This is a genomic window from Photobacterium piscicola, assembly GCF_046058925.1.
GTDB classification, from domain to species: Bacteria; Pseudomonadota; Gammaproteobacteria; order Enterobacterales; family Vibrionaceae; genus Photobacterium; species Photobacterium piscicola.
Window position 1 is genome coordinate 2,893,723 of record NZ_CP175534.1, and the last position, 18,874, is coordinate 2,912,596.

Sequence of the window (18,874 nt, forward strand, 5' to 3'; positions counted from 1 at the left end):
CAATAATGGCTCTTAACGTTCAATGGAGACAACTTCGACCTCAAAGGTAACTGTTTTGCCTGCTAATGGATGATTAAAATCAACGGTGACAGAATCACCCACTACTTGTGTAATTATTCCAGGAATATCATGTCCATCAGGGCCAGTAAAAGCGATAATACGCCCCACTTCAGCGGGAGTATCAGCACTAAACTTACTCAATTCGACATGGTGAATATTATTGGGATTTGAAGGGCCAAAAGCATCTTCAGGCGCTAAATCAAACTGTTTTTTTTGTCCCGCTGCTAAACCTAATAAACATTTTTCAAAGTTCTCAGTTAAACTACCATCACCGATACGAAAAATGACTGGTTTAGCATTAGCGAACGTCGATTCAGCCACCGTCCCATCAGCTAATTTGATTGAGAAGTGCATCAACACTTCACTATTATCCTTGATCACTGACATATATTATTCCCTACTCTTAGTTACTACTATTTAACAACAAAGTGCCGCGGGTATCAACGTATGGACACTAGGGTTTTATCGCTACTCACGAATAACAATCCGCTTTCAAACCTCAACTCGTCTTTTTCAAGCTGCTTAATAGATATAATATTACGCCACAAAAAATAGCCACATCGGCTAAATTGAAAATAGCAAAGTGATGGTTTTTATAATGAAAATCTAGAAAATCAATCACAAATCCATACTGTATACGATCAAAAAGATTACCCAGTGCGCCGCCAATAATAAAAGCACAACCAATATTATGTGCCGTTTGAGTAATTGAAGCCTGTCGCATTTTATAACTTAAAAAACCACAAGCAACGACAGCAATCAGGGCTAACAACCATCGTTGCCAACCGCCTTCAGTACTAAGAAAGCTAAACGCGGCCCCCATATTATGAACATAATACAGATTCATAAATGGCAATACCGTAATCGGCGTTGAGCCATTAACCGTCATTGTGCCAATAATAAAAACCTTACTCAGGTAATCAATCATAAAAATAATTATGGCCAACCATAGCCAGCGAAGGCCTGAGCGTTGATCAAATTTTGAGTGTAACTTTACGTTAGACATTTGATACTCCTTAATGATGCCATAGGAGCGCCGCGACAACCTGGCAGCGTTACTACCTGCAATGTGTTATTTCCAAACATAAACCATCAGAATATTAATCAAAAAAAAACGCCACCAGTCAAAACAGGTAGCGTTTTATTTTAATAACGAATTAAAACTTAGTGAGCTTTAACTGCTTTATCAGCTTTAAAGCCATCAAGAATTAACAATACAGCACCCAAACAAATGGCTGAATCGGCAATATTAAATGCAGGCCAATGATAACTACCGTAATAGAAATCAAGAAAATCGACCACAAAACCATGGTAAAGGCGATCAAATAAGTTACCTAACGCGCCACCAATGATCAACGCATACGCAATATTAGCCATTTTATTGGTTACTGGCGTACGACGCATCCACAATGTTAATAAGCCACAAACACCAAACGCAATCGCTGCAAACAACCATCGTTGCCAACCACCCGCACTACTTAAAAAACTAAATGCGGCACCAGTATTGTGCACATACAGTAAATTAAAAAACGGCGTGATCTCAATCCGGTTTGGCCAGCCATAGCCCATCGTGTCCATCACCAATAGCTTAGTGCCATTGTCGATAATAAATACCAGAATCGCTAACCATAGCCAGCGAATACCCGATTGTTTAAGCGTCAACGCTTGCTGAGGTGCTGAATTAGTCATTAGGCAAATTTACGCTCTTCGCCGTCGCCATCGATGTTAGTTACACAACGACCACACACTTCTTCGTGTCCAGCAATAGTGCCTACATCAGCAACATGGTGCCAACAACGCTCACACTTCGCCGCTTCAGAAGCATTCACTGTCACAAATAATCCTTCGATATCTGTTTCTTGTGCGCCTTCAGGCTTGCTATCAGCAACCACAACGTGTGCTTTTGATGTTAGCAATACAAAACGTAATTCGTCTTCTAGCTTATTCAGTTTAGCGGCAAGCTCTGCATTTGCAGCTAGCGTTACTTCTGCTTGTAGTGAACCACCGATAACTTTTTCGCTACGTGCAGTTTCAAGTAACTTGTTCACAGCACCACGAACTTGTTGAATCTCAGCCCAGAAATCGTTGTTTAGCTCTTCATTTTCAGCAAGACCGAATAAACCGTCGAACCACTCACCAGTAAACACGAATTGATCACGCTTACCTGGCATTTCGTTCCAGATTTCATCAGCTGTGAATGACATGATAGGTGCCATCCAACGAACAAGTGCTTCTACGATATAGTAAAGCGCAGTTTGACAACTACGTTGTGCATGACCACCACGTTTTGCTGTGTACTGACGGTCTTTAATCACGTCTAAGTAGAAAGAACCCATTTCCACTGAACAGAACTGCATTAAACGCTGAGTTACTGTGTGTAGATTGTAGTCTTCGTATGCTTTAACGATCTCTTCTTGAGCCGCCATTGCACGACCTACAGCCCAGCGATCCAGTGCAACCATTTCTTCAACAGGCACACAATCAGTTTCAGGATTGAAGCCATTTAAGTTAGCAAGGAAGAAACGTGCAGTGTTACGAATACGACGGTAAGCATCTGCTGAACGCTTAAGAATTTCGTCAGAAACAGCCACTTCACCCGTGTAGTCAGTTGATGCAACCCATAGACGAAGAATATCAGCGCCAAGCTTGTTAGTGACATCTTTCGGTGCAACCACGTTGCCCACTGATTTCGACATCTTACGGCCTTGACCATCAACCACGAAGCCGTGTGTTAACACTTGCTTGTACGGGGCTTTGTCTTTCATCGCTACAGATGAAATCAATGATGACTGGAACCAACCACGGTGTTGATCTGAACCTTCTAGGTAAAGATCTGCTGAATGACCATGAAATTCAGGACGGCTATCAACCACAGAGAAATGGGTAACACCTGAGTCAAACCATACATCAAGAGTATCAAGTACTTTCTCGTAAATCGCTGCATCTTCTGCGCTCATTACGTCAGTCAGTTCTAGATCCCACCAAGCTTGAATACCCTTTTGCTCAACAAGCTGTGCTACTTTTTCAATTAGCTCAGATGTTTGTGGGTGAAGCTCTTGCGTTTCTTTATGGATAAATAAGGCAATTGGCACACCCCAAGTACGTTGACGAGAGATACACCACTCAGGGCGACCTTCGATCATACCTTCGATGCGGCTTTGGCCCCACTCAGGCATCCATTGTACGCTCTTGATTTCTCCTAATGCTTTTGCACGCAGACCAGCTTTCTCCATTGAGATAAACCACTGTGGCGTTGCACGGAAGATAATTGGCGTTTTATGGCGCCAGCAATGTGGGTAGCTGTGAGTGATCTTAGAGAAATGTAATAATGAACCATGTTCACGTAATACATCTACAACCACTTCGTTTGCTTTAAATACGTGTTGACCAGCAAAGATCTCAGTATCAGGTAAGTAAACACCGTTACTACCTACAGGGTTAGCAATTTCAAGATTGTATTTTTGACCTACCACGAAGTCTTCTTGACCGTGGCCAGGTGCAGTATGTACACAACCTGTACCAGATTCAGTGGTAACGTGATCAGCAAGCACAACTGGTACATCAAAGCTGTAGAATGGGTGATTAAAGCGCATTAGCTCTAATTCTTCACCTTTACAGAAACCTAGGATTTCTGACTCTTCAAAGCCAACACGTGCCATTACTTCTTTTACAAGCTCTGCCGCTACGATTAAACGTTGTGGTTGAGTGTGTACATCTGTAACAGGTGTTTGTACCAATGCGTATTCAAGATCAGCACTCACAGCAACACCGCGGTTAGCAGGCATTGTCCATGGTGTCGTTGTCCAAATAACAATCGACACGTCGCCTTCACCTTGGTCAGCAACACAGCCAAACTTCGCTAATACCGCAGCTTCGTCTACCGCTTTAAATTTAACGTCGATAGATAGCGATACTTTATCTTGGTATTCAACTTCAGCTTCAGCCAATGCAGAACCACAATCAGTACACCAATGAACAGGTTTAAAACCTTTAAGTAGGTGATCTTTATCTGCGATTTTACCTAGTGCACGAATGATGTTCGCTTCAGTGCCGAAATCCATTGTACGGTATGGCTTGTCCCACTCACCTAGAACACCTAGACGCATGAAACTTTCTTTTTGACCTTCAACTTGGCCTGCCGCGTAAGCACGACATTTCTCGCGGAATTCAGCTGCCGTTAATTTTTGACCCGGCTTACCAAATTTCTTTTCTACCATTAATTCAATTGGTAGACCGTGACAGTCCCAACCTGGGATATACGGTGAATCAAAGCCAGAAAGCGTCTTTGATTTAATAATAATATCTTTAAGAATCTTGTTTAACGCGTGACCGATGTGAATATCACCGTTAGCGTAAGGAGGGCCATCGTGTAATACGAAAGATTTTTTACCTTTCTTAGCTTTACGAATTTCACCGTAAAGATCTTCATCATACCAACGCTTAAGCATTGCAGGCTCACGTTGAGCTAGGTTGCCTCGCATCGGAAACCCTGTTTCAGGCAGGTTCAGGGTATCTTTATAGTCACTCATGGATTCTAGATTCCGTTACTTGGGCGAAGTTGGACATTATTACGCTCAGACAGCCACACCCGTGCTGCTTGAGCATCTCGTTCGATTTGTAATTTCAGCGCATCGAATGATTCAAATTTTTTTTCGTCACGCAACTTATGGCGCAACACGACTTCAAGCTGACGACCATAAAGATCCGCTTGATAATCAAATAGGTGTACTTCAAGTTGCTGTCGTACACCTTTTACCGTTGGTCGGTGGCCAACATTAGCCACACCAGCAATAGGCGCGGCGGTAATACCCAATACTTCAACCGCATAAACCCCTGCGACAGGTGTTACGCGACGTTTAAGTGGAATATTCGCTGTTGGAAAGCCGATAGTACGGCCTAATTTTCTTCCGTGTGAGACACGGCCACGAATACTGTATGGTCGACCAAGCATTTGTTCTACTTGATCTAATTCATTATTCGCTAAAGCGTGACGAATTGCAGTACTGCTTACTCGCTGCTCAGAAACACAAAAACTTGTTGTACTAATTACTTCAAATCCGTATTTCTTACCAGCGGCCACCAGCATCGCAAAATCACCACGTCGCTCTTGACCAAAACGAAAGTCATCACCAATAACCAGAAATTTAACACCCAATTGCTTTACCAACAAGCATTCGACGAAATATTCAGCAGTCATTGATGCAAAATGATGATTAAAATTAACACACAATAATCGATCAATACCGACTTTTTTCAATTCTACATATTTCTCGCGAAAACGGGTCAACCTTGCTGGGGCTTTATTACCCGCAAAAAGCTCTTGTGGTTGCGGTTCAAACGTCATTACCGTGGCGGCTAACCCCATTGAGTGCGCTTTGGCTATGACTTGTTTAAGCAACGTTTGATGGCCAAGATGGACACCGTCAAAATTGCCAATGGTCAGCACACAACCATGATGACGTGGCTGAATATTGGGTATACCTCGAATTAATTCCATAGGTAATTTAACTATGTCAGTACTCATAAGGCTATTTGCTCATCCTACAATAAGATCACTTGTTTATATGATGACCAATAACAGCCAAAAAAATTAATAACTGCGGTAACTAATCCACCACCATTACGGTTAAAAACCACTTTTTAGCGTAACGCTGGTGAATTATATACTACTCGGCGGTTTCAATCAGCTCTCTGCACGCAGATGACGCGGGCGAACACCCAAAACAATGGCACACAACAGATAAATACTACTACCGCCTAAAATCAAGCCAAAGAGCCATACAACACGCTCAAATAAATGGAACGCTAGCCATTGCTCGGTAGAAGGACTGAACCATAATAATCCACTGACCATGACTGCACCTGCAATGACTAATCGCAGTACAAACAATAATGTCTGGCGACTCACTCGGTAAATATTTTCTTTATGTAAACCTCGGTATAACAACCCTGCATTTAGCAATGCTGATAACACACTCGCAATGGAAAGGCCGACATAACCATAAAATGGTGCAAAGATACCGTTAAAGACCATATTGCTAACCATGGCAATAATACCAATTTTCACTGGCGTTTTGGTATCTTGACGAGCGTAATAACCAGGGGCAAAAATTTTAATCAACATGTAGTTAAGTAAACCAGCTGATACCACCCACAGTGACATTGCGGTTTGATTGACATCATAAAGATCAAATTCACCGCGCATGAACATCACCATCAACATCGGTTTGGCTAAGGTGATCATACCGAGCATCGCAGGAATACCCAAGATCAACACCATTCGCACTCCCCAATCCATCGTATCTGCAAATTGTTGAGGTGATTTATCAACATGTTTACGCGACAAGGCAGGTAAGATCACGGTGGCAATCGCAATACCAAATAAACCTAACGGGAATTCTAATAAACGATCAGAGTAATATAACCAACTGATTGAACCGGTCATTAGAAAACTGGCAATTAACGTATCGAGCAATAAATTGATTTGCGTAACCGAAACACCAAACAGTGCCGGTAGCATTAATTTACGTATTTTCGTCACCCCAGGGTCATTCCAGCCCCATTGTGGTCGAACTAAATACCCTTCTCGATATAAAAATGGCAATTGAAAACAAAACTGCACTAAACCACCGATAAAAACACCAAGTGCTAAACCAATTTCCGGCTTGGCTAGATGAGGCGCAATAAATACCGCACAGCCAATAATGGCGATATTAAGAAACACCGGCGTAAACGATGAAATCGCAAATTTACCCAATGTGTTTAAAATAGCACCTGATAATGCTACAAAAGTCACAAACCACAGATAGGGAAAAGTAATTTTCAGCAATAAACTGGCTAACTCAAATTTTTCAGCTCCGGGAGACGTCCCTTGCATCCAATCCCAAAACCAACCAAAACCAAATAATGCCGTAACGGCACCAGATCCTAATACCCCGAGCAAGGTCACTATGGTAACAATACCACCCAGTGTACCTGCAGCACGTGCAATTAATAATCGGGTTCGATCAACATCGCCAGCTGCATGGTATTCAGTTAATACTGGTACGAAGGCTTGCGAAAAAGCCCCTTCAGCAAAAAGACGGCGTAAAAAGTTAGGAATTTTGTTGGCAAAGAAAAAAACATCGGCCGCAGCCCCTGCTCCCATGAGGTTAGCCACTACCACATCTCGGACCAAACCGAGCACGCGAGACACTAAAGTCATGGCGCTAACTATCATTCCAGAGCGTAAAAGACGCTTACTCACAAAAAAACCTCATAAAAGATGTTCAGAAAGGTGACTTCTGAATCGAAATACTGGTAAAATCTGTCGCCATATTAACCGTGTTAATCCGCAAGTGCCAACTAGATTGGTATGGCGGTTATTTGCACGAATCATTTGACAATGATTAAGATTAAGGGCATAGTCCTCGGCCTTAAATTGTCACCATACCAAGATTTGGGAGTTACACCCTTGGCAAATATCAAATCTGCTAAGAAACGTGCACTAACTTCAGAAAAACGTCGTCAGCATAACGCTAGCCGTCGTTCTATGATGCGCACTTTCTTCAAGAAAGTAATTATCGCTATTGAAGCTGGTAATAAAGAAGCTGCAACACAAGCTTTCGCTGAAATGCAACCTGTTATGGATCGCATGGCTACTAAAGGCCTGATCCATAAGAACAAAGCTGCACGTCACAAAGCTCGTCTAACAGCGAAAATCAAAGCTCTTTAATTTTAATTAATGAGTCTAGATTAAAAAAAACCGACCTTAGGGTCGGTTTTTTTATGTCTATTTATTAACCATTGCCTATAAAACTAGCATTTAGAGACAAAATCTTGTTAATTTTATAGCTGAATTTATTTCACATCTTCGAGCATAAAATGAAAAAAACGCTGTTACGCGGCTTGTTCAACGTTCTGCCGCTAGTATTAAGTATTTGGTTATTCTGGTCACTTTTTGAGTCATTAGATGAAGTAGGCAATTTTTTATTTGGTCTAGTTCACATTACCGAACTCTTCAAAGGTGCGGGTTTTTTACTCATTTTGATCTTATTGTTCGTTGCTGGATTACTTTTTTCTGTCAGCCCTATCGCATGGCTATATGATTTTGTGATTCGCCAATTGATGCGATTTCCATTTTTTAAAACGGTTTATAGCAGTATTAATGATATTGCCTCACTGATGAGCAGTGACAATAAAAATAAGAGCCAGCAAACCGTGCTAGTGCATCAAGCTAATAATACCTACGTAGTAGGGTTCATTATGTCTAACGACACGCCAGAACCGCTTACAAACGCATTACCTGATGGAAATTGGGTACCGGTATTGTTTCCACTTAGCTATCAAATCGCGGGGATTACAACGCTGGTGAAACGTGAGGACTTAACGCTCGTTGATTGGTCGTTTGAAGATGCAATGCGTTATAACTTAACGGCCGGCATTTCAATTTCAGCCAAAGATAAAGAAGAGAAAGAGAAAGAAAAAACCACTACCGACGCTACCACGACAAAAGCACCGTTATAGTAGCAACGATTAACGCCTTACTATTATTGTTTCTAATTGAAATGTATAAGGCGTTAATAGATCATCAATACATTAAAATAATGTACTAAAATCAGCGGCACAAATGCGTTTTACTGCTGGGTGCATGATCATTCGCTCAGCAAAAATAACAAAATATTCATCGCAAATATCTGTCACTCGCTTTACTTCATAAAGGCGACTATTGCTAGTCAATTCATCGGCATAAATAGACGGCGCGATAAACATCGATTTATGATAACAGGCAAACGCCTTCATTAGCGCAGCATCATCAAACTCACCTAAAATATTTGGCGTAATACCTTGTTGATCAAACCATTGATGCAATTTGCGTCCCATTGCGGAACGGCGACTAGGTACCAACAACTTATAATCTTCAATACACGCCGGAAAATCTGCATCAGATAAATCGTCGGTACAAAAAAAACTCATCGCTGATTCACCCAATTTTTTACTGTATAAACCTGGATTTTGGGTCGAGCTCACCGGACAATCCGATAAAATCATGTCCAATTTATGTTGAGATAACTGCTCTAGCAACATTTCGTGGGTTGATTCAAAGCAACTTAATTGAATGCGTTGATCGTTAGGAATGCCTTCTAACAACACTTGACTCACTAACCGTTTTGACAACGCATCAGCCACGCCCACTTCAAATAATTGGTTATCACGTTGAGTGTAATTAATACGATCGAGCATTTGATAGCTTAAATCAAACATCTTATCAGCATATTTAAACACTAATTGACCAAGCTCTGTTGGTTCAATATTACGTCCAACGCGTTTAGTTAGCTTACCTTTGAGGCGATCTTCTAATGATCGAATCTGACCCGTCACCGTCTGTGGGGTTAGAAATAATGCATCAGCAGCTTTCGTTACTGAACCTTGCTTGCAGACCATCCAAAAATAATAAAGATGGTTATAATTTAAGTGAGACATTGCCGCTATTTTAAATAAAAAAACCCAGCGGCAAAGCTTACGCTGTGCCTCTGGGCTGTTCAATCTTTGACGGCATAAATTACAATAAAATCAAACCAAGATCGTATTTAAATTGTAATTAACGTTGCTGTCGTTCTAAGTTACGTACTCGTTCGCCGCCACGCTGTTCTAATGCTCGTTGACGAAATGTACTTTCATTATCAACTGTCGTTGTTTTAACGACTGTCGCTTTAGCGTCGTTAATTCCTTGTAAGTACGCTTGGCATAACTCAGAACGATCGCCATTAATACACTGCTGATAATCTGCAGCAACACTGGGTAGTGAAAATAAACACGTGATAATAACTAGCAACGTTTTCATATTACACCTCTGATTTAGGTAGTGTTTTACTCAACATTATGTAACCAACGACAGCGGCAACTGTTGAACCTAATAAGATTCCAAGTCGTGAATAAGTTGCAAAACTCTCGTCTGCACCAACAAATGCCAGTGATGAAATAAAGATCGACATGGTAAAACCGATGCCACACAGTACTGACACTGCAAAAATATGCTTAAAGTTAATTCCATCTGGTAATTTAGCTAATCCTGTTTTCACTGCAATAACACATGCAGTAAATATGCCGACAGGTTTACCAATAAATAATCCAGCTGCAATACCCACAGGTAACATTGACGATAGGCTTGCCAGTGATACCCCTGTTAATGAAATTCCCGCATTTGCAAATGCAAATAATGGCAAGATTAAGAAAGCAACATAAGGGTGTAATGCATGCTCAATTGTTTTAAGCGGTGAATGGGTATCTGTACGGCCATCTTTGCCCGCTAATGGCACTGCAAAACCTAACACAACACCTGCTAATGTGGCGTGAACACCTGATTGCAGCACGCTGAACCATAAAATAGCACCGACAATTAAGTACAGTGGAATGCTGGTGATATTCTTCAGGTTCATAATAACCAGTGTCGCTGTTGCAGCAAAGGCCACGGTGAGCGCAATAGTTGATAAATCAGAACTATAGAATAAAGCGATAATAACAATCACGCCTAAGTCATCAATGATGGCTAATGCTAATAAGAACACTTTTAGACTTACCGGAACACGGTTACCCAGTAATGCCATCACACCCAATGCAAAAGCAATATCGGTTGCCGCTGGAATCGCCCAGCCTTTAACTGCCATTGGATCGCCGTAATTAAATGCGGTATAGATTAACGCAGGGGCAATCATACCGCCCACCGCAGCAATAGCAGGAAAAATAGCCTTTTCTTTAGTATTTAGCGCACCTTCAATCAGCTCACGCTTCACTTCTAATCCAATCAAGAAAAAGAAAATCGCCATCAGACCATCATTGATCCAATGTGCTACTGATAATCCTGCAATATAGCTATGTAGCGTATCGGTATATAACGATGCCAATGGTGAGTTAGCAATAACCATTGCAATTAATGCGGCGATAATAAGAATAATACCGCCAGCTGATTCTAATTTAAGAAACTTACGAATAGCATCGGTCATCAACCGTTACTCCTTTAACTATATTGTTCACGCGATCCAAGCAACCCTAACTTATAGGTTAGCTAAATACTTGGTCATCTCAATTAAATTTAGTGTAAACGGCAGTCTTACTAACTGAAAAATCGTTTGTATAGATATAAATACTCGGTAAAACCGAAAGGTTGTGGTTATAGCGCTACTATATCCGTACTGTTAAGTTGTCGTTTTTCATTATCTTTATACTAAAAACAAAATAAATCGCAAAATTTTACTTTTAATAAGTATATTTTTGTAATTTTTAACGCTAAAAACAAAAAATATTGAAAACTATTAAAAACCAATTAGAAACAATCTACTAGGGCATATTAATGCAACCTGACATTGTATAATTTAATCGGTTGCCCTCTCATTTCCCTGACAAACCCCAAACAAATATCCATTTATGACACTCAGTGTAATATTTCTGAAATATAACCAAACTACTATTCACGCAGATTTCAACAAAATGACACCAAAACGACATATTCCTGTCATGGAGAAATGATTATGACTACCCAAGCCACTACTGCTGCATCTAAGTTCAGCTCTATGCGTTGGGTCCGCTGGGCCAACCTAGCGTTCATGCTATATTTGTTACTCGTTGCTGTATCTATGGTCAGCGGCGGCTTTAAATGGTCTGTAGGCGAACAAGCAAAAACATTATTTGAGTTTGCCTCTCACCCTGTTGCAGGCTTAATGATTGGTCTGATTGCTACCGCACTTATTCAATCATCAAGTACAGTAACCTCAATTATCGTTGGTCTTGTGGCGGGTGGTTTACCTGTCGAAACGGCTATTCCAATGGTAATGGGTGCTAACATTGGCACCACATTAACAAATACATTAGTTAGTTTAGGTCACGCTCGTTGTAAAGAAGAATTCCGCCGCGCATTTGCAAGTGCGACGGTACACGATTTCTTTAACTTATTAGCGGTTGCCATTTTCCTACCATTGGAAATGATGTTTGGTATTCTTGATAAGTTATCAGGTTGGTTAGTGTCACCGTTCTTAAAAGCGGGTGACATGAGCATGAACGGCATGGATTTCATGAAGCCGTTAACGCAACCAGCCGTTGATTTAGTAAAAGGTCCACTAGAAGTATTTGGTCATAACGGTGGTTTTGGTCTGATCGTTCTAGGTATTGCGTTAATTTTTGTCTCTATCACGTTAATGGGTCGCCTAATGCGAGGCCTAATGGTAGGTCGTGCACGTGATATTCTAAAGAGCGCAATCGGTCGTGGTCCATTACATGGTATTGCTTCTGGTACTGCGGTAACCGTACTTGTGCAGTCATCATCAACAACAACAAGTTTGATGGTACCTCTTGTTGGTACAGGTGTATTAACAGTACGTGAAGTTTACCCGTTTACCCTTGGTGCAAATATCGGTACGTGTATCACAGCTCTACTAGCAGCAACGGCAGTATCAGGCGAACATTCAGTGTTTGCACTACAGATTGCACTGGTGCACTTATGCTTTAACGTGTTAGCGACAGTATTGATTTACGGCGTACCGTTCTTACGTGAAATTCCACTTAAGTGCGCGTTCTTCCTTAGCGATTTAGCAACGAAGAATAAAGCCGCTGTTGCGGGTTACCTTGGCCTAGTGTTCATTGCAATCCCAGGTTCAATCCTAGCGTTTACTGCTTAATCGTTACGCTAAGTTAAATAGCACAAAATAAAAAGCCCCGCACAAGTAATTGTGCGGGGCTTTTTGTTATCTCTAATTCACCATCAATAAATTATGATCATCGAGCTAGATAATCGTATTGTTATACTGAAAATGGGTATTGAATTGGCGCATGATGCTCATAACCCACCACCTCAAAATCATCTAAGGTTACCCATGTTTCTAAATCTTCTAACGAAGTGATCTTAGGGTTAATAATTAATTGTGGTGATGCAAATGGTGTACGGGTTAGTTGCTCATCGCGCATTAATGGTAATTGATCTTCATAAATATGAGCATTAATAATTTTATGGTAAGCCTGACCTGGTTTTTTACCCGTAATTTGCGCCATTAACGCCAACAAAGTAAATACTTGGACTTGGTTAAAATTAAGCCCTAACGGCACATCGCAAGAACGTTGAGCACTGGTGAGATACAACGTATCCCCTAACAATGAAAACGTGTGGGTATGCATACATGGACGCAAACAACCCATATCAAACTCACCTGGATTATAAAACGTCAGAATTTCACCACGATCATCAATGCCTTTGGTTAAATCATCAACAATCTTTTTCAATTGATCAATGACTGTACCATCGGCTTTTTGCCAGCGACGACCTTGAACGCCATAAACGCGCCCCATATCATCTGCGCCTTTACGGTGCGGATTATCGAGCCATGCTTGGTTATCATTGGCATTGGCATTCCACGTATTACAACCAATAGCACGAAATTGTGCCGCGTTATCATAACCGCGTAAGTAACCTAGCAATTCAGCAATCGCGGCTTTCCAAAAACTTTTACGGGTAGTAATTAGTGGAAACTGATTATTAGCAACATCATAGGTTAAATCAGCATTAATCACTGTCAGGCAACGTTTGCCAGTTCGTTCATTTTCAATCCACACACCGTCATCAACGATCCGCTGACACAACGCCAAGTACTGTTTCATTTATCCTACCCGTTAAATTAATGACGCCCAGCAAAAGCTAGGCGTCGAAAAGTCGTTACTCTTAATTCTATCAGAAGATAACAAAATTAAATCTAGCCGATATCAACTCAAGAACATTTTAATACTGATAATAAGCAGCAGTATCGCAAACAGCTTTTTAAGCGTTGCTGTTGGTAAACGCGTCACCAATGCCGCACCATAGCGCGTGGTCATCATTGAAGTGGCGGCAATCCCTACTAATGCAGGTAAATATACATAGCCCAGGCTATATGCCGGTAAATCGGCACTACCGACACCAGCAAAAATAAAACCAATCATGCCCGAAATGGCAATCAAGAACCCAACCAGTGAAGCCGAACCAATAGCTCGTCGCATTTCAATGCCAAAATAGCTTAAATACGGCACAGTTAATGACCCGCCACCAATACCCGCTAAACTAGATAATAAGCCAATTACACCGCCGCCAATCGCTGATGCCAGCGGACTCGGAAGTGGTCGAGAATGGGTAACTCGCAACGATAACATCATTTGTAGAGCAAGCAGCAATACGATCACTGCAAACACTTTTGGCAAATACTGCGCAGGCACTAATTCCGCCACCACACTGCCGCCAAGGCCACCAATAATAATGCCAGGCGCCAACACTTTAACTACTGAAAAATCAACATTTCCCAATCTAAAGTGATTGCGGGCAGAAGCCATTGATGTCATTACGATACTTGCGAGTGAAGTTGCAAGTGCAATATGCATTAACATTGCTGGCTCAATACCTATTTGCGGTAACAACCATACCAATGCTGGTACCACCAGCAAACCACCGCCAATGCCCAATAATCCAGCTAATAAACCGACAACGGAGCCTAAGATTAAACACATCAAAAACAGCCACATCACGCTTTCATGCATCATAATCACCCACACATTTTTTCACACTACACCACCGTTATTTATTACCTGCACGAATAAAACCACCCAGCTGATATTGTTCAATAAATGCTGTCGTTAATTGACGAACATCATCAGCAACATCAACTTGTAGCGCCTGAGTTGCTAATGATGTCATATCTGAACCATTAATATGCCGTAAAATATATTTAATTTTCGCGACATTACGCGCATTCATACTCAACGAACGATATCCCATACCGACTAACAACACCGCTCCAACAGGATCGCCCGCCAACTCACCACAGACACACACAGGTAATTGATACCGTTTAGCACTATCGACAATATGTTTTAAGGCATGTAAAACTGCAGGATGAAGCGCATCATAGACATTCGCTACCCGCGCATTATTACGATCAACAGCCAATAAATATTGGGTTAAATCATTACTCCCCACTGATATAAAATCGACCCGTCCAACTAAAGCATGCAATTGATATAACATCGACGGCACTTCAATCATGATCCCAATTCGAGGCTTATGCAGCTGTTGTCCTGCCGCTAATGCCGTTTGAGCGACATCGGTATATGCTCGTTCAATTATGGCTTTAGCATCATCGAGTTCATTTATCCCCGAAATCATCGGCAATAAAATATCTAAATTAGTCAGCCCAATACTAGCTCGCAGCATGGCACGTACTTGAATCATAAATATTTCAGGATGATCAAGCGTAAACCGAATGCCACGCCAACCAAGAAACGGGTTATCTTCTTCAATGGATAAATAAGGTAATGGTTTATCGCCACCAATATCTAATGTTCGCATCACCACGGGTTGATCGGGGTAAGTGTGCAAAATTGCACGATACTGGTTAATTTGTTCTTCTTCGGAAGGAAAACTGCGTTGTAGCAAAAACGGCACTTCAGTGCGGTATAAACCCACCCCATCAATGCCTTTGTTTAATGCTAAATGTGAATCAGCACTTAATCCGGCATTAATATGTACCATGATCCGCTGCTGATCTTTGGTTACTGCATGTTGCTGTTGATCGCATTCAACGATCTTTTCAAGCTCATCATCTTCACGCAATAAACGACGATACTCAGCCAACACATGCCGATTAGGGTTAACCAGTAAATCGCCACGATAACCATCAACCACCACCAAATTGTTGTGTACAGTTTGAGGTGTAAAATCGACTCCCATGATGGTCGGAATACCTAATGCTCGCGATAAAATGGCGGCATGAGAGTTAGCCGCGCCTTCTTGAGCAACCACTGCTGCTAGTTTTCCAGCAGGTACAGTGGCTAACATTGCCGCCGTTAATTCACGAGTCAACAAGACAATCGGTTCATCCCATTGTTGTTCATTAGGCTTATCATCACATAAAAAATATAATAGCCTTTGTCCTAACTCACGAATATCACGCGCGCGCTCTTTAAGGTAAAGATCTTTCATGTTAGCAAAACGGTTTGAATATGTTTCAACCACTTGCCGTACAGCCCATTCGGCTTGATCCCCTCCAGCTATATGATGTTTAAGATCCTTACGTAACAAAGGATCATTAAGCAGGTGACTAAATAAGTCAAAAATGGCGAGAGTTTCTTTTTGTAAGTCGCTATCAAACCGCTTTCGCAACCGTCGAAATTCTTTACCCGCAGAATCTATCGCAATGGTTAAGCGTTCTTGTTCAGCATGGCAGTCTAAACATGATGCTGGCGCCACATGCTCTAATAATGGCTGTGTGTCATCCCACCATGCTTTGGCAATCGCGACCCCAGTTGATGCAGCTGATCCCGTGAGGTGCAATCGGTGGCCTTTTTCAAACCACATCCCTTGTGCTTTCGCATGCGCTAAAATACCCGCCAACTGAGCTGCTAGCGTAACTAAAAAAGACTCTTCACTTTCGGTAAATTCACGTTGCTCGCGCTGCTGGACAACAATAACGCCGAGAACTTGGCGTTGATGAATAATGGGAGTACCAAAAAAAGATCGAAAAGATTCCTCTCCGATCCCTGGTAAATGTTTAAAGCGGGGATGTACTCGAGCATCTGCAACATTTAATGGCTCAGCTCGTTGACCCACTAATCCTACTAATCCTTGATCAAAGCGTAAGCTAATGCGTCGTCGAGATTTATTCAATCCCTGTGTCGCCATCAGGGTATAAACCTGACGCTGATGATCGGCAATGTACACCGAACAACAATCGGTTTTCATTACCAAAGTAGTATTGGAAACTAATTGATCCAATGCATCAATCAATGTGTGGGCGCTGACAACCTTGTCAACAATTTCTCTTAGCTGTGTCAGCATAACGAGCCTTTAATTGTTCCCTGTGAGCCAATAACCTCGACTTGCTAATTACGTTTTTTAATGCGCTTAAATTTACGTTCTTTCCATTCTTTAAATGGCATTGCAACAGCTGCAAACTCCTTTAATGCTCGACGATATACGTCACGCTTAAAAGAGACAACTTGCCTTACTGGGTACCAATAACTTACCCAGCGCCAACCATCAAACTCAGGTGTTACACCACGCTGCATATTGACCTTGGACTCATCGCATTCCAAACTCAGCAAAAACCACTTTTGCTTTTGACCGATACAAACAGGTTTTGAATCCCACCGCACAAGACGCTTCGGTAATTTATAACGTAACCAGTGTCGGCTTGACGCAATTATCCTGACATCTTTTTTGGTTAATCCTACTTCTTCATACAATTCACGGTACATAGCTTGCTCAGGGGTTTCACCTTCATCAATGCCACCTTGCGGAAATTGCCAAGAATGTTGTCCATATCGTCGAGCCCAAAATACCTGGCCATGGCCATTGCAGATAACGATCCCTACATTAGGGCGGTATCCATCGCCATCAATCACTGGACGACCTCAAGTATAAATATCTATTAATAGTGATTTTTTCATAGTAGACGTGATCGGTAAACAAACATTCATCAATATCGCCGAGTTTTACACAATAAAAACCAGATTCTGGATAACTTTGCACACTGATTACTTTACAGACAGCCAAATGAGACATGTCCCACATTTATTCACTCTTTCTGTGGATAGATTTGTGCAGAAACCTAAAAAAAGCCGATTTTAGTAACAAACGACACCTTAGTCACGCATCACTATAATTGAATTAATTTTTATTTTTATCATTAAAAACATCAATATAAAACCAATTCACCTCTATAATAAAATAAAATAAAGACAACTTTCACATCACCAAAAAACGATCGGTTAAATATCAACCAATAATGACGTTACCCACAATTACCGCCTCCTCACTGTGAACAACACCGCATCATAATGGTTATTTTTACAACTTATTACTGTATAAATACTCAGTTATACTATTATGAAATATTTTCAAAAAAAAAGCTGTGGATATCTTTTTATTTTAAACTTCGTATTAAATAACATCGACCTGTCATCAAAGATAAAAGCCTCAACCCCTGCTACAACGCCTATTCAGCAGCAATGATCAACCACAATCAACATTCACTACCAATGATCAACACCGATCCTCATCCACCAACCCATACGAATATGATAGTATTAATTGCGATAAAAAATTGAATATAACTGACTATCACGACACTTTATGAATATAAAAATCATCCGTTCAACGCCAAAAACAGAAGCTGAATTACTCAATCGAGCCCAACAATTGGCTGGCATGACTCTTGGTGAATTAGCCGCAATCGCGGGCATCATTCCCCCTCCGGATCTTAAACGTGATAAAGGTTGGGTTGGTCAATTATTAGAATGGCACCTCGGTGCAACGGCGGGCAGTAAACCGGTTCCCGATTTTATTGAGCTCGGCATAGAACTAAAAACCATACCGATCAGTTATCAGGGGAAGCCACTTGAGACAACGTTTGTTTGTGTTGCCCCTTTGATTGGAGTGCAAGGCTTACAATGGCACAGCAGTCATATCAGACAAAAACTGGCACGGGTATTGTGGGTCCCCGTCGAAGGAGAGCGGGATATTCCACTTGAAGATCGCCATGTTGGTTCAGCATTACTGTGGAGTCCGAGTGCCGAAGAAGAAGCACAACTACAGCAAGATTGGGAAGAGTTAATGGATATGATCGTGTTAGGGCAAGTAGAAACCATCACCGCCCGTCATGGTGAAGTACTGCAATTACGCCCAAAAGCCGCCAACAGTAAAGTCCTCACCGAAGCTTATGGCGCAAATGGTCAACCGATTAAAACCTTACCGCGTGGCTTCTACTTAAAAAAACAATTTACCGCGCAATTGCTGCAACGGCATTTTATTTAGTCATATTGATTC

At 41.5% G+C, this 18,874-nt stretch carries 17 protein-coding genes; 4 read left to right on the forward strand and 13 right to left on the reverse strand.

Going from position 1 to position 18,874, the window contains the following annotated elements; genetic code table 11:
* Positions 1-12: 12 nt before the first annotated feature.
* From fkpB to murJ, 6 genes are all read right to left on the reverse strand, one after another.
* Positions 13-447 carry an FKBP-type peptidyl-prolyl cis-trans isomerase gene (fkpB, locus tag ACJZU6_RS13665; protein WP_080158468.1) on the reverse strand — a complete coding sequence of 145 codons (435 nt, stop codon included), beginning with the start codon at positions 445-447 and terminating at the stop codon, positions 13-15.
* A 112-nt stretch (positions 448-559) separates the two neighbouring features.
* Positions 560-1,066 carry a signal peptidase II gene (gene lspA / locus ACJZU6_RS13670; protein ID WP_408900437.1) on the reverse strand — a complete coding sequence of 169 codons (507 nt, stop codon included), beginning with the start codon at positions 1,064-1,066 and terminating at the stop codon, positions 560-562.
* 158 nt (positions 1,067-1,224) lie between these two features.
* Positions 1,225-1,749: a signal peptidase II gene (gene lspA / locus ACJZU6_RS13675; RefSeq protein WP_080158470.1), complete on the reverse strand. Its 525-nt coding sequence runs from the start codon at positions 1,747-1,749 to the stop codon at positions 1,225-1,227.
* Entirely contained in the window at positions 1,749-4,589 is a 2,841-nt protein-coding gene (ileS, locus tag ACJZU6_RS13680; RefSeq protein WP_080158471.1) for an isoleucine--tRNA ligase, read from the reverse strand. The genes lspA (ACJZU6_RS13675) and ileS overlap by 1 nt, the downstream gene beginning before the upstream one ends.
* A gap of 5 nt (positions 4,590-4,594) precedes the next feature.
* The gene (ribF, locus tag ACJZU6_RS13685) at positions 4,595-5,557 is read right to left on the reverse strand and encodes a bifunctional riboflavin kinase/FAD synthetase (RefSeq protein WP_080158528.1); all 963 of its coding nucleotides are present in this window, start codon (positions 5,555-5,557) and stop codon (positions 4,595-4,597) included.
* Between the two features lie 186 nt (positions 5,558-5,743).
* Positions 5,744-7,306 (reverse strand): murein biosynthesis integral membrane protein MurJ, encoded by a 1,563-nt coding sequence (gene murJ / locus ACJZU6_RS13690; protein WP_199190798.1) that lies wholly within the window; start codon positions 7,304-7,306, stop codon positions 5,744-5,746.
* Between the two features lie 207 nt (positions 7,307-7,513).
* Between murJ and rpsT the strand changes: the two genes are divergently transcribed.
* Complete coding sequence (gene rpsT, locus ACJZU6_RS13695; RefSeq protein ID WP_036796485.1) at positions 7,514-7,774, forward strand: 30S ribosomal protein S20; 261 nt, start codon at positions 7,514-7,516, stop codon at positions 7,772-7,774.
* Between the two features lie 149 nt (positions 7,775-7,923).
* Positions 7,924-8,565 (forward strand): DUF502 domain-containing protein, encoded by a 642-nt coding sequence (locus tag ACJZU6_RS13700; protein ID WP_408900438.1) that lies wholly within the window; start codon positions 7,924-7,926, stop codon positions 8,563-8,565.
* A gap of 72 nt (positions 8,566-8,637) precedes the next feature.
* On the opposite strand, the gene nhaR is transcribed toward ACJZU6_RS13700, so the two are convergent.
* The 3 genes from nhaR to nhaA all read right to left on the reverse strand — a co-directional run bounded on the left by nhaR (position 8,638) and on the right by nhaA (position 11,042).
* A complete protein-coding gene (gene nhaR, locus ACJZU6_RS13705; protein ID WP_080158530.1) occupies positions 8,638-9,522 on the reverse strand; it encodes a transcriptional activator NhaR in 885 nt (294 codons plus the stop codon).
* Positions 9,523-9,640: 118 nt separating this feature from the next.
* Entirely contained in the window at positions 9,641-9,883 is a 243-nt protein-coding gene (locus ACJZU6_RS13710) for a hypothetical protein (RefSeq protein ID WP_080158473.1), read from the reverse strand.
* A 1-nt stretch (position 9,884) separates the two neighbouring features.
* Positions 9,885-11,042, reverse strand: a complete 1,158-nt coding sequence (nhaA, locus tag ACJZU6_RS13715) for a Na+/H+ antiporter NhaA (protein ID WP_080158474.1) — start codon at positions 11,040-11,042, stop codon at positions 9,885-9,887.
* Between the two features lie 525 nt (positions 11,043-11,567).
* On the opposite strand from nhaA, the gene ACJZU6_RS13720 reads away from it, so the two are divergent.
* On the forward strand, positions 11,568-12,710 hold the full coding sequence (locus tag ACJZU6_RS13720; RefSeq protein ID WP_080158475.1) for a Na/Pi symporter: 1,143 nt from the start codon (positions 11,568-11,570) through the stop codon (positions 12,708-12,710).
* A 121-nt stretch (positions 12,711-12,831) separates the two neighbouring features.
* On the opposite strand, the gene ACJZU6_RS13725 is transcribed toward ACJZU6_RS13720, so the two are convergent.
* The 4 genes from ACJZU6_RS13725 to rppH form a co-directional block, all read right to left on the reverse strand.
* On the reverse strand, positions 12,832-13,683 hold the full coding sequence (locus ACJZU6_RS13725) for a thymidylate synthase (protein WP_408900439.1): 852 nt from the start codon (positions 13,681-13,683) through the stop codon (positions 12,832-12,834).
* A gap of 102 nt (positions 13,684-13,785) precedes the next feature.
* A complete protein-coding gene (locus ACJZU6_RS13730; RefSeq protein ID WP_080158477.1) occupies positions 13,786-14,589 on the reverse strand; it encodes a sulfite exporter TauE/SafE family protein in 804 nt (267 codons plus the stop codon).
* Between the two features lie 37 nt (positions 14,590-14,626).
* Positions 14,627-16,885, reverse strand: coding sequence for a phosphoenolpyruvate--protein phosphotransferase (ptsP, locus tag ACJZU6_RS13735; protein ID WP_327767227.1), 2,259 nt, complete (start codon positions 16,883-16,885; stop codon positions 14,627-14,629).
* Between the two features lie 44 nt (positions 16,886-16,929).
* Positions 16,930-17,451, reverse strand: coding sequence for an RNA pyrophosphohydrolase (rppH, locus tag ACJZU6_RS13740; RefSeq protein WP_080158479.1), 522 nt, complete (start codon positions 17,449-17,451; stop codon positions 16,930-16,932).
* Between the two features lie 730 nt (positions 17,452-18,181).
* Between rppH and mutH the strand changes: the two genes are divergently transcribed.
* Complete coding sequence (gene mutH, locus ACJZU6_RS13745) at positions 18,182-18,862, forward strand: DNA mismatch repair endonuclease MutH (protein WP_199190797.1); 681 nt, start codon at positions 18,182-18,184, stop codon at positions 18,860-18,862.
* The last annotated feature ends 12 nt before the right edge of the window (positions 18,863-18,874 follow it).

Bases quoted from the DNA above. Each gene is read 5' to 3' on its own strand.
- fkpB (WP_080158468.1), bottom strand. From the start codon at position 447: ATGTCAGTGATCAAGGATAATAGTGAAGTGTTGATGCACTTCTCAATC.
- lspA (WP_408900437.1), bottom strand. From the start codon at position 1,066: ATGTCTAACGTAAAGTTACACTCAAAATTTGATCAACGCTCAGGCCTT.
- lspA (WP_080158470.1), bottom strand. From the start codon at position 1,749: ATGACTAATTCAGCACCTCAGCAAGCGTTGACGCTTAAACAATCGGGT.
- ileS (WP_080158471.1), bottom strand. From the start codon at position 4,589: ATGAGTGACTATAAAGATACCCTGAACCTGCCTGAAACAGGGTTTCCG.
- ribF (WP_080158528.1), bottom strand. From the start codon at position 5,557: ATGGAATTAATTCGAGGTATACCCAATATTCAGCCACGTCATCATGGT.
- ACJZU6_RS13700 (WP_408900438.1), top strand. From the start codon at position 7,924: ATGAAAAAAACGCTGTTACGCGGCTTGTTCAACGTTCTGCCGCTAGTA.
- nhaR (WP_080158530.1), bottom strand. From the start codon at position 9,522: ATGTCTCACTTAAATTATAACCATCTTTATTATTTTTGGATGGTCTGC.
- ACJZU6_RS13710 (WP_080158473.1), bottom strand. From the start codon at position 9,883: ATGAAAACGTTGCTAGTTATTATCACGTGTTTATTTTCACTACCCAGT.
- nhaA (WP_080158474.1), bottom strand. From the start codon at position 11,042: ATGACCGATGCTATTCGTAAGTTTCTTAAATTAGAATCAGCTGGCGGT.
- ACJZU6_RS13720 (WP_080158475.1), top strand. From the start codon at position 11,568: ATGACTACCCAAGCCACTACTGCTGCATCTAAGTTCAGCTCTATGCGT.
- ACJZU6_RS13725 (WP_408900439.1), bottom strand. From the start codon at position 13,683: ATGAAACAGTACTTGGCGTTGTGTCAGCGGATCGTTGATGACGGTGTG.
- ACJZU6_RS13730 (WP_080158477.1), bottom strand. From the start codon at position 14,589: ATGCATGAAAGCGTGATGTGGCTGTTTTTGATGTGTTTAATCTTAGGC.
- ptsP (WP_327767227.1), bottom strand. From the start codon at position 16,885: ATGCTGACACAGCTAAGAGAAATTGTTGACAAGGTTGTCAGCGCCCAC.
- mutH (WP_199190797.1), top strand. From the start codon at position 18,182: ATGAATATAAAAATCATCCGTTCAACGCCAAAAACAGAAGCTGAATTA.